General features: G+C 71.0%; 13 protein-coding genes. 7 read left to right on the top strand and 6 right to left on the bottom strand.

Translation table 11 applies throughout. From position 1 onward, the window contains the following. Nucleotides 1-11: 11 nt before the first annotated feature. The 3 genes from ppx to MKL01_RS26600 form a co-directional block, all read right to left on the bottom strand. On the bottom strand, nucleotides 12-1,553 hold the full coding sequence (gene ppx / locus MKL01_RS26610) for an exopolyphosphatase (RefSeq protein WP_243908169.1): 1,542 nt from the start codon (nucleotides 1,551-1,553) through the stop codon (nucleotides 12-14). Nucleotides 1,554-1,835: 282 nt separating this feature from the next. Next, complete coding sequence (locus MKL01_RS26605; protein ID WP_243908168.1) at nucleotides 1,836-4,325, bottom strand: RNA degradosome polyphosphate kinase; 2,490 nt, start codon at nucleotides 4,323-4,325, stop codon at nucleotides 1,836-1,838. A gap of 104 nt (nucleotides 4,326-4,429) precedes the next feature. Then, complete coding sequence (locus MKL01_RS26600; RefSeq protein WP_243908167.1) at nucleotides 4,430-5,140, bottom strand: DnaA/Hda family protein; 711 nt, start codon at nucleotides 5,138-5,140, stop codon at nucleotides 4,430-4,432. Nucleotides 5,141-5,435: 295 nt separating this feature from the next. On the opposite strand from MKL01_RS26600, the gene purM reads away from it, so the two are divergent. Together purM and purN are read left to right on the top strand one after the other, a co-directional pair. Further along, nucleotides 5,436-6,515 (top strand): phosphoribosylformylglycinamidine cyclo-ligase, encoded by a 1,080-nt coding sequence (purM, locus tag MKL01_RS26595; protein ID WP_243908166.1) that lies wholly within the window; start codon nucleotides 5,436-5,438, stop codon nucleotides 6,513-6,515. Beyond that, nucleotides 6,515-7,165: a phosphoribosylglycinamide formyltransferase gene (gene purN / locus MKL01_RS26590; protein WP_243908165.1), complete on the top strand. Its 651-nt coding sequence runs from the start codon at nucleotides 6,515-6,517 to the stop codon at nucleotides 7,163-7,165. The genes purM and purN overlap by 1 nt, the downstream gene beginning before the upstream one ends. A gap of 40 nt (nucleotides 7,166-7,205) precedes the next feature. Here purN and MKL01_RS26585 read toward each other — a convergent pair whose 3' ends face one another. Continuing rightward, a complete protein-coding gene (locus MKL01_RS26585; RefSeq protein ID WP_243908164.1) occupies nucleotides 7,206-7,571 on the bottom strand; it encodes a hypothetical protein in 366 nt (121 codons plus the stop codon). Between the two features lie 167 nt (nucleotides 7,572-7,738). Beyond that, a complete protein-coding gene (gene ndk / locus MKL01_RS26580; RefSeq protein WP_243908163.1) occupies nucleotides 7,739-8,161 on the bottom strand; it encodes a nucleoside-diphosphate kinase in 423 nt (140 codons plus the stop codon). A 442-nt stretch (nucleotides 8,162-8,603) separates the two neighbouring features. Between ndk and MKL01_RS26575 the strand changes: the two genes are divergently transcribed. Beyond that, nucleotides 8,604-9,068, top strand: a complete 465-nt coding sequence (locus tag MKL01_RS26575) for a DUF2147 domain-containing protein (protein ID WP_243908162.1) — start codon at nucleotides 8,604-8,606, stop codon at nucleotides 9,066-9,068. 60 nt (nucleotides 9,069-9,128) lie between these two features. Here MKL01_RS26575 and MKL01_RS26570 read toward each other — a convergent pair whose 3' ends face one another. Beyond that, complete coding sequence (locus MKL01_RS26570; RefSeq protein ID WP_243908161.1) at nucleotides 9,129-9,764, bottom strand: glutathione S-transferase N-terminal domain-containing protein; 636 nt, start codon at nucleotides 9,762-9,764, stop codon at nucleotides 9,129-9,131. A 240-nt stretch (nucleotides 9,765-10,004) separates the two neighbouring features. Between MKL01_RS26570 and MKL01_RS26565 the strand changes: the two genes are divergently transcribed. The 4 genes from MKL01_RS26565 (at nucleotide 10,005) to MKL01_RS26550 (ending at nucleotide 13,754) form a co-directional block, all read left to right on the top strand. Beyond that, nucleotides 10,005-10,295, top strand: a complete 291-nt coding sequence (locus MKL01_RS26565) for a hypothetical protein (RefSeq protein WP_243908160.1) — start codon at nucleotides 10,005-10,007, stop codon at nucleotides 10,293-10,295. Nucleotides 10,296-10,443: 148 nt separating this feature from the next. After that, the gene (locus tag MKL01_RS26560) at nucleotides 10,444-12,477 is read left to right on the top strand and encodes an FUSC family protein (protein ID WP_243908159.1); all 2,034 of its coding nucleotides are present in this window, start codon (nucleotides 10,444-10,446) and stop codon (nucleotides 12,475-12,477) included. Nucleotides 12,478-12,500: 23 nt separating this feature from the next. Beyond that, nucleotides 12,501-12,698: a DUF1656 domain-containing protein gene (locus MKL01_RS26555; protein WP_243908158.1), complete on the top strand. Its 198-nt coding sequence runs from the start codon at nucleotides 12,501-12,503 to the stop codon at nucleotides 12,696-12,698. Further along, entirely contained in the window at nucleotides 12,699-13,754 is a 1,056-nt protein-coding gene (locus tag MKL01_RS26550) for an HlyD family secretion protein (RefSeq protein WP_243908157.1), read from the top strand. Nucleotides 13,755-14,092 lie beyond the last annotated feature (338 nt).

Genomic DNA, 14,092 nt, shown 5'->3' with positions numbered 1-14,092 from the left:
CGCCGGCGCCCTCAGCCGATCTCGATCCGTCCGTCCAGGCCGACCACGCGGCCGAGGCCGCGGACGCGGTTCAGCAGGCGGTCGCCGCTCAGGGCTTCCCAATCGCGGGACAGGCGCAGGGTGACGCGCCCGTCCTCGACGGTGAGCGGCGCCCGGCTCAGGGCGCCCCCCATGCCGGCCGAGATCGGGAAGGCGACGCGCAACAGGCCGCCGAGCAGGCGCGCCCGCTCGAACAGGCGCGTCCCGGCCACCCCGCGCAGGATCGGATTGGCCTTCTCCGGCGCGAGGCCGGTGTGCCGCAGGGAGACCGCCAGGGCGAGATAGGCCCGGCCCGGATGGTCGACGCCCACGAAGGCGGCATTCTGGATCACCGCGATGCTCTGTTCGTCGCGGTAATCGGGATGGGCCCGCCAGCCCACATCCGAGAGCAGGCAGCCCGCGTGGCGCAGGCGTCGCTCATCCGCCGTCTCATGCCCGTCGAGGGTCGCCACGAACCGGTCGGTCCAGGCGATCAGCTCCTCGCCGTGCGCCGGCGCGCGGGCGCGCAGGGTGTTGAATTCGGCCGCCGAGGCGAGCAGCGGGTCGATCAGACGCGTGTCGCGGTCGAGCTGCTCGAACAGCAGCCCCTCCCGGACCCCGGAGGCCGAGATCGCCACCTCCCGCGGCCGGCCGACCCGGATGATCTCCTCCAGCACCGCCGCACCGTAGGCGAGGAGCGGACGCCGCGCCTCGGAGATCAGGTCCACGTCCTGCAGGAGGGCGACATCGGTCTGCTCGACCACCTGGAGGAAGCTCAACTCGTCGGTCGGCTCCACGGTGTAGCCGTGCATCACGTGCACCGGATAGCCGCGGGCGGCCTGATGGAGCCGTGCCAGCGCGCGCCAGGTGCCGCCGACCGCGTAGAAGGTCCGCCCGCGCAGGGTCTCGAGCTGGGGGGCCGCCCTGCGCATGTGCTCGCGGACGATCTTGGCGGCCTTCTTCACCGATCCGCCGGACAGGTCCTGCAGGGCGAGGCCGCCGAGGGGCATGGTCACGCCCTGCCCGACCACGGTGCCGCGGACATCGACGAGTTCGAGCGACCCGCCGCCCATGTCGCCGACCACGCCATCGGGGGCGTGAAAGCCCGAGATCACGCCGAGCGCCGAGAGTTCCGCCTCACGCCGGCCGGACAGAAGCTGGATCTCCTGGCCGCAGGCCGCTTCGGCGGCGCGCAGGAAGTCGGGCCCGTTCTCCGCGTCCCGCGCCGCCGCCGTGGCCAGGACGAGCACCTGGCCGACCTGCATCGTCTGGCAGAGCACGCGGAACCGGCCCAGGGCGGTGAGCGCCCGGGCGACGGCCTCGTCGTTGAGCCGCCCGGTGGTCAGCACGTTGCGGCCCAGGCCGCACAGCACTTTCTCGTTGTAGAGCGGTGTCGGCGCCCGGCTCAGGCCGTCATAGGCGACCAGCCGGACCGAGTTGGAGCCGATATCGATGATCGCCACCGGGGTCTGGGCAGCGCCCCCGGTCAGGTCCGCGGAATGCGCGAGGATGAGGTTGGCGCGAGAACTGCCCAAACGTTCGTGTCCTTGTTCGAGCGCGGCGGAGGTGTCTGGCGCACCACCGGTCCAGTTTAGAGCCGCGGCCGATCGCGTTGCAATCGACCTCGGCTCCAGATCCGTAACGTCGGCCGGCGCCGACCGAACGGGAAGCCGTGGCGGCCGGGAAACCATGCGGACCGGCGTCGAAAGTCGATCCCGTCGTTTGCGCAGATCTTGAAGCGTGCGCAAGTTCTTCACGCAAAACCGCAGGGCGGTTCTGCGAAACCTGTCGAGCCTGCTGCGCACGGGCCGGGACACTCAGGCGCGTTGCGCCCGCCGGCTCAGCGCACGGGGGCTCGACTTCTTCGACGCCTTGCCCCGGCCCGAAAGGCTCGGGTTGGTCATGAAGTACTTGTGCGCGTTGAACGGCTCCTCGCCCTCCGCGGGTTGGATGCGTTCGCAGCCGCCCGACGCCAGCAACCGCCAGCTCTGGCGGTTGTCGAGGAGGTTGGCCAACATGATCTGGTCGAGCACCTGCTGATGCACCGTGGGATTGGTGATCGGCAGCAGAGCCTCGACGCGCCGGTCGAGGTTCCGGCTCATCAGGTCGGCCGAGGAGATGTACACCGTGGCCTTCGGGTGCGGCAGCCCGACGCCGTTGCCGAAGGCGTAGATGCGCCCGTGCTCCAGGAAGCGCCCGACGATCGACTTAACCCGGATCGTCTCGGACAGGCCGGGGATACCCGGCCGCAGGCAGCAGATGCCGCGCACGACGCAGTCGATCTGCACGCCGGCCTCCGAGGCGTCGTAGAGCGCGTCGATGATCTGGCTGTCGACCAGCGAGTTGCACTTGATCCAGATGGCGGCCGGGCGCCCGGCCTTGGCGTGGGCCACCTCCGCCTCGATGTGCTCCAGGAGCCGGATCTTCGCCGTCAGCGGCGAGACCGCCATCCGCTCCAGCTCCGCCGGCTCGGCATAGCCGGTGATGAAGTTGAAGATCCGCGACACGTCCCGGGCGATCGCCGGATCCGCCGTGAAGAAGGACAGGTCGGTGTAGATCCGCGCGGTGATCGGGTGGTAGTTGCCGGTGCCGACGTGGCAGTAGGTGACGAGCCTGTCGCCCTCGCGCCGGACCACCAGCGACAGCTTGGCGTGGGTCTTCAGCTCGACGAAGCCGAACACCACCTGCGCGCCGGCCTTCTCCAGGTTGCGCGCCCAGCGGATGTTGGCCTCCTCGTCGAACCGCGCCTTCAACTCCACCAGGGCGGTGACCGACTTGCCCAGCTCGGCGGCCTCAGCCAGCGCGGCCACGATCGGTGAGTTCGACGAGGTGCGGTAGAGCGTCTGCTTGATCGCCACGACGTTCGGGTCCCGGGCCGCCTGCGCCAGGAACTGCACCACGGAGTCGAAGGACTCGTAGGGGTGGTGGACGATGAAGTCCTTCTGCCGGATCGCCGCGAAGACGTCGCCGCCGCTCTCGCGGATGCGCTCGGGGAAGCGCGGATTGTAGGGCTTGAACTTCAGGTCCGGGCGGTCGATCCCGACGACCTGGGACAGCTCGTTCAGCGCGAGCATCCCCTCCACCAGGAAGATCGCGTCCGGGGCGATCTCCAGCTCGTCCGCCACGAAACTGCGCAGGTCCTCCGACATCCCCGCCTCGACCTCGAGGCGGATCACGACGCCGCGGCGCCGCTGCTTCAGAGCCGTCTCGAAGTGGAGGACGAGATCCTCCGCCTCCTCCTCGATCTCGAGGTCGGAATCGCGCACGACCCGAAACGCGCCGCTGCTCCGGACGAGGTAGCCGGGAAACAGCCGGCCGGTGAACATCCCGATCACCTGCTCGATCGGGATCAGCCGCGCGGACGTTTCGCTGTCGCTCACCGGCAGGCGCACGTACCGGTCGATGACGCCCGGCAGGCGGATCAGAGCGCGCAGCACCCGGCCATCCTTCGGCCGCACCAGCATCAGCGCGATGGTGGTGCCGAGATTCGGGATGAACGGGAACGGATGGGCCGGATCGATCGCCAGGGGGGTCAGGACCGGGAAGACGTGGTTGAGGAAGTACTCCTCCAGCCAGGCCGCCTGGTCGGCCGTGAGCGCGGCGGGCTCGACGATGTCGATGTCGGCCGCGTGCAGTTCCCCGCGCAGCTCGCGCCAGCGGGCCTGCTGATCGGCCGCGAGGCGTACGACCTCGGCGCCGATCCGCACCAGCTGCTCGGACGGCGACAGGCCGTCCTGGGACGGGACCGTCAGGCCCGCGCGGACCTGATCGATCAGGCCGGCGACGCGGACCATGAAGAACTCGTCGAGATTGTTCGCCGAGATCGACAGGAAGCGGACCCGCTCCAGCAGCGGATGGTTGGGGTTCGCCGACTCCTCCAGCACCCGCCGATTGAACTGAAGCCAGGACAATTCGCGATTCACGTAGCGCTCCGGCGAGTGGCGCAGCGAGCGCCCGGCCTCCAGCACCGATTCCCGCGCCGCGCCCGGCGCCGGCGGCTCCGCCGGTGATGCCGCCGCCGGCCATTCGTCATTGGCATCCGCGACCGGGCCGACGGCCGTCGGCGCGGCTGTGCCGCGCGGTGGCTCGGCCTGGGCGCGCTTGACCGCGGGGGCGCGCCGCGGAGCCGGATCGGCCGGGGCCCTCGGCGGGGGATCGTTGGGAACCGCCTCGCCCACGCCGACCTCGGCCGGTGTGCGCCGCGCCATCGGGGTCCGGCGCGGCGTCGGGGTGACCGCCGCGCGCCGCCGGGGCTCGGCCGCCTCGTCGTCGGCGTCGCGGTCCACGGGCTTCTGCGTCGATTCCATCCCGATCCCTGTCCCTGTCAGCGGCTCCTCGCGGTGGCGGAGCGTGTAGCATCCCTGCCGGCTGGCCTTCACGACGGTTTCGTGACGGCCACCGGATTCCCCCTTCAGCCGGCCGCGTCGGCCTCGTCGTCGAGGCCCATCCGGCGCAGCACCGCGAGGGCGAGGGGCCGGCTGATGCGACGCCCGCGCCCGAGGGCGTCGCGATCCAGCTCGGCGACCACGTCCCGGGCACGGCCGAGGGAGCGGTCGATCCGCAGGGCCAGCGAATCGATCACCCCGAGATCCACCACCAGCTGCCGGTCCACGAACAGCTTGACCAGCACGGCACGCAGGAGCGCATCGTCCGGCGTCTCGATGGCGATCCGGGGCGCGAGGCGCAGCCGTGAACGCAGATCCGGCGTGGCCAGGCCGAGGGCGTCGATCCCGGCGGCGCTGGTCAGCAGCACCGGGCAGGCCCGCTCCCGCGCCCGGTTGAGCAGATGGAACAGCGCAGCCTCATCCCGCTGCTCCGCCCGGTCGATATCCTCGATCACCAGGGCGCCGTTCGACACCAGGTGCTGGATCGCGTCCGCCCCGAGGTCGGCGGCCGGGGTGGTCCAGGCATGGGCGCGCTCCGCCCAGATCGCCGCCAGATGGCTCTTGCCGCTGCCCGAGGGACCGGTGAGCACCAGCACGCTGTCGGGCCAGTCGGGCCACGCCTCGATCAGCGTGTAGGCCGCCTCGTTGGCCGGCCCCACGAGGAAATCCTCGCGGCCGTAGCGGGGGTCGAGCGGCAGGTCGAAGGCCAGTTGCCGCGGTGGTGCGTTCTCGCGCATGCGTCGTCCAGGATCACCCCGCGCCCGCGGCGGTCAAGGCCGAACCGACGGCGGCGGCCGGCCCGATCATAGCCCGCGTGCGCACGATGATGCTCTCCCGGCAACCCGACGCGCCAGTGGCAGAGTGGGGATGCGGCCCGAGCCGATCAAGGCTCCGGCCAGCCGTGCGAGGGCCGGGAGACAAATGACCCGATCGCCGCGGCGGCGAGGCGGAATCTTCGCCCGGCCGGCCGACTCGCACAACGCCGGGTTAGCCGTTAGAGCGGTGCCGATCGTAGAACGAGGTGGCGCGGGCATGACGGCCAAGGACGGCACGGAGCCGAATACGGGGCTGACCTACGCGGCGGCCGGCGTCGACATCGACGCCGGGAACGCCATGGTCGAGACGATCAAGCCGCTGGTGCGCGCGACCCGGCGCCCCGGCGCCGATGCCGAGATCGGCGGGTTCGGCGGATTGTTCGACCTCAAGGCCGCGGGCTTCCGCGACCCGATCCTGGTGGCGGCCAACGACGGGGTCGGCACCAAGGTCAAGATCGCCATCGAGACCGGCCGCCACGACACGATCGGCGTCGACCTCGTGGCGATGTGCGTGAACGACATCATCGTCCAGGGCGCGGAACCGCTGTTCTTCCTCGACTACTACGCCACCGGCAAGCTCGTCCCGGGCGTCGGCGCCGACATCGTGCGGGGGATCGCCGAGGGCTGCCGGCAGGCGGGCTGCGCCCTCATCGGCGGCGAGACCGCCGAGATGCCCGGCCTCTACGACGGCTCCGACTACGACCTCGCGGGCTTCGCGGTCGGCGCCGCCGAGCGCGGCACGCTGCTGCCCCGGCCCGGCATCCGGCCGGGCGACGTCGTCCTCGGGCTGCCGTCCTCGGGCGTGCATTCCAACGGCTACTCCCTGGTCCGCCGGATCGTCGCCGGGAGCGGGCTCGGCTGGGATGCGCCGGCCCCGTTCGCGCCCGGCCGGAGCCTCGGCGAGGCCCTGCTGGAGCCCACCCGGATCTACGTGAAGCCGCTGCTCGCCGCCCTCGGCGCCACGGACGGCATCCGGGCGCTGGCGCACATCACCGGCGGCGGCTTCCCCGACAACCTGCCCCGGGTCCTGCCGGACGATGTCGGCATCGCCATCGATCTCGACGCGGTGACCCCGCCGCCGGTGTTCGGCTGGCTCGCCGGCGCGGGCGGCGTTTCGCAGGCCGAGATGCTGCGCACCTTCAATTGCGGGATCGGCATGGTGGTGATCGCCGCCGCCGACGCGGTGGACGACGTCGACGAGGCCCTGACCCGGGCCGGCGAGATGCCGGTGCGCCTCGGGCGGATCACGCCGCGCGGGTCCGAGCCCGTGTCCTTCGGCGGACGCCTCGCCCTCTGATGGCGGGGGCCCGCAAGACCCGCGTGGCGATCCTGATCTCGGGGCGCGGCTCGAACATGGCGGCGCTGATGGAGGCGGCGCGGGACCCCGCCTACCCGGCCGAGATCGTGCTGGTCGTGTCGAACCGCCCGGGGGCCGCGGGCCTCGAACGGGCGGCCGCAGCCGGCATCCCGACGCGGGCGATCGACCACACGGCGTTCGCCGACCGCGCCGGCTTCGACGCCGCCCTCGACGCCACGCTGCGGGCGGCCGACATCGACCTCGTGTGCCTCGCGGGCTTCATGCGGATCCTGACCCCGGATTTCGTCGCCGCCTGGGCGGGCCGGATGCTCAACATCCACCCGTCGCTCCTGCCCCTGTTCAAGGGCACCCACACGCACCGGCAGGCCCTCGACGCCGGCGTGCGCCTGCACGGCTGCACGGTGCATTTCGTGGTGCCGGAACTCGATGCCGGCCCGATCGTCGCCCAGGCGGCGATCCCCGTCCGCCAGGACGACGATCCCGAAAGCCTCGCGGACCGGGTGATCGTGCAGGAGCGCCGCCTCTACCCGGCCGTGCTCGCCCTGGTGGCGGGCGGGCGCGCCCGCCTGGAGGGCACGCGCGTCGTCATCGCCGAGGCGGCGCCGGACGGCGCGCTGTTCAGCCTGTAGCGCGCGGCACCGACGCCGGAGCCGGCGCGCCGAGGCGGTGTCAGACCGGGCGCTGCAGCTTGCAGCTGTCCAGGGCCGAGAGCGCCTTCGCGCGGGCGGACTCGTTGAAATAGCCCGTGGCGCGATAGGCCTCGATCTCGGACGCGTCGAGATTGCGCAGGGTCTGGCGGGCGTAGCAGCCGCAGGGGCGCTCGAGGGCCGCCTCGGTCGCGCTGGTCATGCGGGCCTGGACGACCGTGCAGGCGTGCCGCACGCGACCTTCGAGATTGGCCTTGGTGGCGGTCTTGAGGGCCGGATCCGGCTCGTATTGCTGGAACGGGGCGGAGGACCCGCCCGCAAGGGCGGCAGTCGCGCCGAGGGCGAACAGGCCGGTCGCGATCAGCAGGGGAAGGCGGCGCATCGTCATGGTCGTGGCGGTCCGGGAGCTGCGTTGGCTAAGCTCAGCCGTTGGACTCCCCCGGGCTCCATCCCGTCAATGGCGGCCCGGACACACAGGTCGGCATTCGCCGCGTGCCCGGGTGCGATGCGGGACGATCGGCGGCCGGTGTGCCCGGACCGCCACCGTCCCGGGGATCAGCCGACGATGTCGGAGTCCTGGAAGAACTGCGCGATCTCGATCTTGGCGTTCTCGGCGCTGTCCGAGCCGTGGACGGTGTTCTCGCCGACGGACTCGGCGAACTTCTTCCGGATCGTGCCGTCGGCGGCCTGGGCCGGGTTGGTCGCGCCCATCACCTCGCGGTACTTGGCGACGGCGTTCTCGCCTTCGAGGACCTGCACCACCACCGGGCCCGAGGTCATGAAGCTGACCAGTTCGCCGAAGAACGGACGCTCCTTGTGGACCTCGTAGAAGGTTTCGGCCTGCGTCTTGGACATGCGGATGCGGCGCTGGCCGACGATGCGCAGACCCGCCTCCTCGATCACCGCGTTCACCGCGCCGGTCAGGTTCCGCCGCGTCGCGTCGGGCTTCAGGATCGAGAAGGTGCGCTCGGTGGCCATGGTGCGTCCGGTCTGTGTGTGGAAGAGGCGGGCGGCGGCCCGGCATTCCGGACGCGCCTGTGCAGCGACGAGTTCGCTTCGGCGCCGGGCTTATAGCGGTCGCCCTACGGAGCCTCAAGCCGCGGGGCGGCGCGGGGCCCACTTTGGCGGCCGAGCCGGATCGGGCCGGTGCCCGGGCGCGCGACGGCACCGGACACGGCACGACCTGTCGCGGCAAACGCGGCCGCCCACAACGACGCGTTGCAATCGGACCCTTACCTATTCGCCGGCGGCCGATCGGACTGCGCCCTCGGCCGGCCCGATCGGATCGCGCTTGCGCCAAGCGTGGCCGTGGCTCTGCCGCAACACCGCCGAAAAATCGCCTGATTGCGACGGCTCATTCGCGCCTCGACCGACTTCGTTCATCCCTCGGGCGTCCGCGCCCCATTCCCGGAGACGAACCATGCGACTCGCTCTCAGCGCCGCCCTGCTTCTCGCCGGCCTCTCCGCGGCTGCCGCCGATACCGGCAAGGACCCGTCCGGCACCTGGCTCACCGGCGACGGCCGCGCCAAGATCCGCATCGACCGGTGCGGCCCGGGCCAGAAGCTCGTCTGCGGCAAGGTCGTCTGGCTCAAGGCGCCGACCACCGAGACCGGCGCGCCCCGCACCGACCTCCGGAACCCCGACCCGAAGAAGCGCGCCCGCCCGGTGATCGGGCTCCAGCTCATCGAGGGGCTCAAGCCCGACGAGGAGAAGTTCACCGGCGAACTCTACAATATCGAGGAGGGCAAGATCTACACGGTCAGCCTCGAGCGCGAGAGCGAGGCCGAGCTCAGCGTCTCCGGATGCATGCTGAAGGTGCTGTGCGGCTCCCAGACCTGGACCCGGGTGCCGGACGTGAACCAGCAGGCGGCCAACAAGAACTGATGCCGCTTCGTGCCGGGAGCCGGCCTCCGGCTTTCGGATGAAGTCGAGGCGCCCGGCGGTTCAGATCGCCGCGAGACCGCGCTGCACCGCCGGGCGCGCCAGGACGGCCTCGAGCCACCGGGCCACGTTCGGCAGGGCGCCGATGTCGACGCCCTGCTTGAAATTGAGCTTCGCCCAGGTGACCGTGGCGATGTCGGCGATCGAGTAGTCATCGGCCAGGTAGGGCCGGCCTTCGAGGCGGCGCTCCAGAACGCCGTACAGGCGTTTGGCTTCCGCGGTGAACCGGTCGATCGCGTAGGGCACCTTCTCCGGCGCGTAGATCTTGAAGTGATGGGTCTGCCCGAGCATCGGCCCGAAACCCGCGACCTGCCAGAACAGCCACTCGTCCACGGCGACCCGGGCACGCTCGTCGGACGGGTAGAACAGCCCGGTCTTCCGGCCGAGATACTGGAGGATCGCCCCCGACTCGAAGACGGAGATCGATCGTCCCCCCGGTCCATCCGGATCGACGATCGCCGGAATCTTGTTGTTCGGCGAGAGCGCGAGAAAGTCCGGGGCGAACTGCTCGTTCTTGGCGATATCGACGGGCACGACCCGGTAGGGGAGCCCGCACTCCTCCAGCATGATCGGGATCTTCCAACCGTTCGGCGTACTCCAGGTATGGACGTCGATCGGCCGCCCGGACACCGCTGCCATGCTCTGCCTGCTCCTCGACCGAACCAACGGCGGCGCGGTGATCCTCCGCCGGTCTCGGACAACCCCGTCAGTGAAGACGATTTCCCGGCCGCGCTCAAGGGCGGCGTTCCCGTGCGCCTCACGATTGCGAGATAGGGCCCGGTGGCTGTTGGCAGTGCGCCGCGCAGACTTGCCGCGTCCGCACCGGACCGGCGAGATTGCGCCCGGGGCGTCGCCGCGACGCCGAAGGGGGAAGCTTCGATGTTCGACCGACTCGTCAGGATCGCCGTCCTGTCCTTGCCGCTTCTCGTCACCCAGCCCGGTCTCGCCAAGGACGCGCCCGCGACGGCGCCGGCGGCCACCGAGGCTCCCGCCGCCGCGCCGCCCGCGAAGACTCCGAGCCCTGGACAGACGGCGGCCCGTGAGCGGCAGAAGAAGTGCGGGGCCGAGTGGCGCGGCCTGACCGATGCGCAGAAGACCGCGCAGGGACCGAAATGGCCGCAGTTCTGGAGCAAGTGCAACAAGCGCCTGAAGGGCAACGACAAGGCGTGAGGCGGCCGCGAACCGTTGAGAGTCTCGACCGTTCCCTCTGCCTGGCAGCCGGTCATCGCCGGGCGGCCGGTCATCGGGACGCGTGAGGACATGACGGATCGCCGTTGGGCGCGACCGGCGGTCAGGCGGGTGCCGGGCCGGCCGCATCATGGCTGAGGCTGCCCCCGGCGCCGGCCGGGCCCCGGAGTCGATGCTCGACCGGCTCCTGGCGGTCCTCGACGCCTGGGTGCCGAAGCCCGCGGCCTGGGCTTTCGCGGTGCGCATCTGGATCGCCATGATGCTGGCGCTCGCGGCGGCCTTCTGGCTCCAGCTCGACAGCGCCTCCTCGGCGGCGACCTGCGTGGCGATCCTCGCGCAGCCGAAGCGCGGTCAGGCGATCTCCAAGGCCGTCTACCGTCTGCTCGGCACGCTCATCGGCGCGGTCGTGTCGATCGTCCTGATGGCTCTTTTCGCCCAGGATCGGGTGCTGCTCCTCGTCTCGTTCACGGTCTGGCTCGGGCTCTGCGTCTTCGTCGCCCAGTACCTTCAGGACACCCGCGCCTACGGCGCCATGCTGTCGGGCTACACGGTGGCGATCGTCGCGCTGGGCCAGATCGACGAACCGCAGGGCACCTTCGACGCCGCCGTCTCGCGCGTCGCCGTGATCGTGCTCGGGATCGTGGTCATCACCTTCATCAACGACGCGCTGGCCTCGCCGAGCACCTGGCGGGCGCTGCTGCCGCAGCTCCGGCAGGCCTGGGACCAGACCCGCGCCTACGCCCGGGCGACGCTGGCGGCGGGCGATCTCGGCCCGGTCCGGACCGCCGCGCTGATCCGCACGATCGCGCCGATGCGCGCCGATGCCAGCGCCATCGCGGGCGAGCTCGACGACGGTCCCGCCCGTGCCGCGGGCGCACGCAGCTGCATCGCCGCGCTCTACGTGATGGCGGCGGCGATTCGCGCGGTCGCCGCCGCCACCGCCTGTCTGCGCAACCCGGGTCCGGCTGTCACGGAGGCGCTGGCGATCTGCCGCCGGGTTGCCGACGCCCCCGACGCCGAAGCCCTCGACCGGGACGACGAGCGCCTGCGCGATCTGGTCGACGCGGCGATCCGGGACGGCGACCGACCCCTCGACGAGGTGGTCGTGCTCCAGCGGGCCCTGGATTTCGTCTGCGCGGCGACCTTCGCCCAGGACGGGATCGGCGCGGTCGCGGACGGGCATCGGCCGTTGCGCGACACCCAGCTGCCGACGCATCGGGATTTCCCGGTCGCCCTGCGCGGCGCCCTCCGTGTGGCCGTCGGCTTCGCCGTGACCGCCGCGGCCTTCGTGGCGCTGGGGTCGCCGCAGGCCAGCTTCGCGATGGTCCAGGTCGCGTCCACCGCGGCGCTGTCTTCGTCGACACCCGATCCCAAGAAGTTTGCCAACGGCGTCGTGATCGGGATGTGCCTCGCCGCGACCTTCGCGGGCATCGCCCGCTTCGCGTTCCTCAACGGCGTCCAGGGCTTTCCCATGCTCGCCCTGGCGATGGCCCCGGTGATCTTCTTCGGCTGCTTCCTGTCGCTCAACCCGAAGACCTTCGGGGTCGGCTTCATCCTGATCGTGTTCTTCCCGGTGCTGCTCGGCCCGTCCAATCCGCAGAGCTACGATGCGGAGACGTTTCTGCTGAACGCGTTCCTCGTCGTCGTCGCCGCCACCGTTTTGTCGATCGTGGTGCGGCTCCTGCTGCCGATCACGCCGGAGAAGCAGCGGGTCTACGCCCTCGATTCGGCCCGGCGCGCCCTGGCGGATGCCCTTGTCGGCGAGGGCGGCGACGCCACCACGCGCACGAGCCTGAACGCCGACCGCCTGTTCCAGTTCGCCAACTACAGCTCCGGCAGCAGCGCGGTGCGGCGGGCGAGCCTCTCGCACGCCTTCGCGCTGGCCCGGCTGGAGGCTGCGGCCGCGCGCGCGCACGCCGAACTCCGCCGGCTCTGGCCGATCAAGGGCCTTCGGGGAGCGATCCAGCGGGCCAGGGCCGGCCTGGCCGCGGGCGACGATCGCGCCCTCGAAACCAGCGCCCGTGACCTCATCCGGGCGGCCTCGCACGAGGACCGGTCCGTGCGGCTGACGACAGCTCGCGCGGCCAGCGATCTCGTGTCGGCGTCACGGACCATCGCCCGCCACCGGCGATTTCTGCATCGCCTCGGTATCGCACTATTCTGATGCAGAGGATGCACGAGGCCGGCATGTACCAAGACATCCATATCGGCGGCGTGCTGATCTCCTCGTTCGTCGCCTATGCATTGGCCGCCTTCGTGATCCTCCTGGGTCTGCGCTGGGTCGTCTTCGCCCGCATCCGCTTCAGCCGCTACGTGGCCAACGCCCCGCTCGCCGAGGCCGGTCTCTACGTCTGCGTCCTCGCCCTCCTGATCGCGTTCATCTAGATGCCCGCCACCACCGCCGACGAGGATGATCCCAAGGCCGTCTCCCGGGCGGAGGTGCCGAGCCGGCCCGATGCCCCGGCGCTGCCCCTGCGACGCGGGCTTGCCGCCAAAATCTTCCGGCTGGCCGCGACCGGCGTGATCCTGCTCGTCGCCTTCGTGGCGGCGGCCTACGTCTGGGACTTCTACGTGGTGGCGCCCTGGACCCGGGACGGCAGCGTCCGCGTGCAGGTCGCCAACATCGCCCCGCAGGTCTCGGGGCAGATCGTCGAGCTGCGGGTTCGCGACAACCAGTTCGTCCGCAAGGGCGACCTGCTCTACGTGATCGATCCCATCGACTTCGAGGTCGCGGTGACTTCGGCCGACGCCGAGGTCAAGAACCGCGAGGCCGACCTCCAGGTGAAGAACGCGCAATCCGCCCGGCGGCAGGCCCTCAGCACCGTCTCGACCTCGGTGGAGGAGAAGCAGCAATTTGCCGGGACGGCCAAGATCGCCGAGGCGGCGCTCGAGAGCGCGCAGGCGCAGCTGCGACAGGCCAAGGTCAATCGCGAACGGACCCAGGTGAAGTCCACCGTCAACGGCCGCGTGACCAACCTGCTGATGCGTGTCGGCGACTATGCCCGGACCGGCACCCCGAACATCAGCATCGTCGACACCGACTCCTTCTGGATCGACGGCTATTTCGAGGAGACCAAGATGACCAACATCCGCGTCGGCGACCGCGCCGACGTCAAGCTGATGGGGGTCGATCCGCACCTGACCGGGACGGTGGACAGCATCACGCTCGGCATCTCCACCCCCAACGCCGCCGTGAGCACGCAGGGTCTGCCGAACGTCAACCCGGTCTACACCTGGGTTCGGCTGGCCCAGCGCGTTCCCGTACGGATCCGCATCGATTATGTCCCGCCGAATGTCCCGCTGATCGCCGGGCTGACCGCCACCGTGGTGGTCAACGGCGGCCGCGCGCCGGCGCCGAACTGGTTCATGGATCTCCGGGAGCGGGTTTCGACCCTGGCAAACCCGGTGGTCGGGTCTGCCCTCGAGGCCGATCGGCGCTGAGCGCCTTCGAGGGGCAACCGCGGGCGCGGCGCCTCGGCGGATTCGGCGCGGACAGGCGATCACCGGAACGGTCCGGACCCGTCGAAACGCCGCCTGGACGGTGCCGTCTCGGCAATACTCTTACCGGGAGCGCCGCGGGCAGGCCGCCGGCCGCCAATTCGGCCGCGACGCGGACAGGTCACCCGGCACGCGCTCTTCGGTCGAGAACGATTTGGCGGCCGTCAAATGGGTCGCGGCCGAGGTAATATTTGTGCGCCGCCGCACGATCGATCCAAGGGTTTGATCGGGTTCGCATGCATCGCAGCACGGGAAGTAAAGCGTTCGCAAAAAGCAATTTG

It is taken from the genome of Methylobacterium sp. J-070, assembly GCF_022829385.1.
Taxonomy (GTDB): domain Bacteria; phylum Pseudomonadota; class Alphaproteobacteria; order Rhizobiales; family Beijerinckiaceae; genus Methylobacterium.
The sequence above is the reverse complement of the archived record's forward strand: the minus strand, read 5'-3'. Positions and strand labels throughout refer to the sequence as shown.

Bases quoted from the DNA above. Each gene is read 5' to 3' on its own strand.
- MKL01_RS26605 (WP_243908168.1), bottom strand. From the start codon at position 4,325: ATGGAATCGACGCAGAAGCCCGTGGACCGCGACGCCGACGACGAGGCG.
- MKL01_RS26600 (WP_243908167.1), bottom strand. From the start codon at position 5,140: ATGCGCGAGAACGCACCACCGCGGCAACTGGCCTTCGACCTGCCGCTC.
- purM (WP_243908166.1), top strand. From the start codon at position 5,436: ATGACGGCCAAGGACGGCACGGAGCCGAATACGGGGCTGACCTACGCG.
- purN (WP_243908165.1), top strand. From the start codon at position 6,515: ATGGCGGGGGCCCGCAAGACCCGCGTGGCGATCCTGATCTCGGGGCGC.
- MKL01_RS26585 (WP_243908164.1), bottom strand. From the start codon at position 7,571: ATGACGATGCGCCGCCTTCCCCTGCTGATCGCGACCGGCCTGTTCGCC.
- ndk (WP_243908163.1), bottom strand. From the start codon at position 8,161: ATGGCCACCGAGCGCACCTTCTCGATCCTGAAGCCCGACGCGACGCGG.
- MKL01_RS26575 (WP_243908162.1), top strand. From the start codon at position 8,604: ATGCGACTCGCTCTCAGCGCCGCCCTGCTTCTCGCCGGCCTCTCCGCG.
- MKL01_RS26570 (WP_243908161.1), bottom strand. From the start codon at position 9,764: ATGGCAGCGGTGTCCGGGCGGCCGATCGACGTCCATACCTGGAGTACG.
- MKL01_RS26565 (WP_243908160.1), top strand. From the start codon at position 10,005: ATGTTCGACCGACTCGTCAGGATCGCCGTCCTGTCCTTGCCGCTTCTC.
- MKL01_RS26560 (WP_243908159.1), top strand. From the start codon at position 10,444: ATGGCTGAGGCTGCCCCCGGCGCCGGCCGGGCCCCGGAGTCGATGCTC.
- MKL01_RS26555 (WP_243908158.1), top strand. From the start codon at position 12,501: ATGTACCAAGACATCCATATCGGCGGCGTGCTGATCTCCTCGTTCGTC.
- MKL01_RS26550 (WP_243908157.1), top strand. From the start codon at position 12,699: ATGCCCGCCACCACCGCCGACGAGGATGATCCCAAGGCCGTCTCCCGG.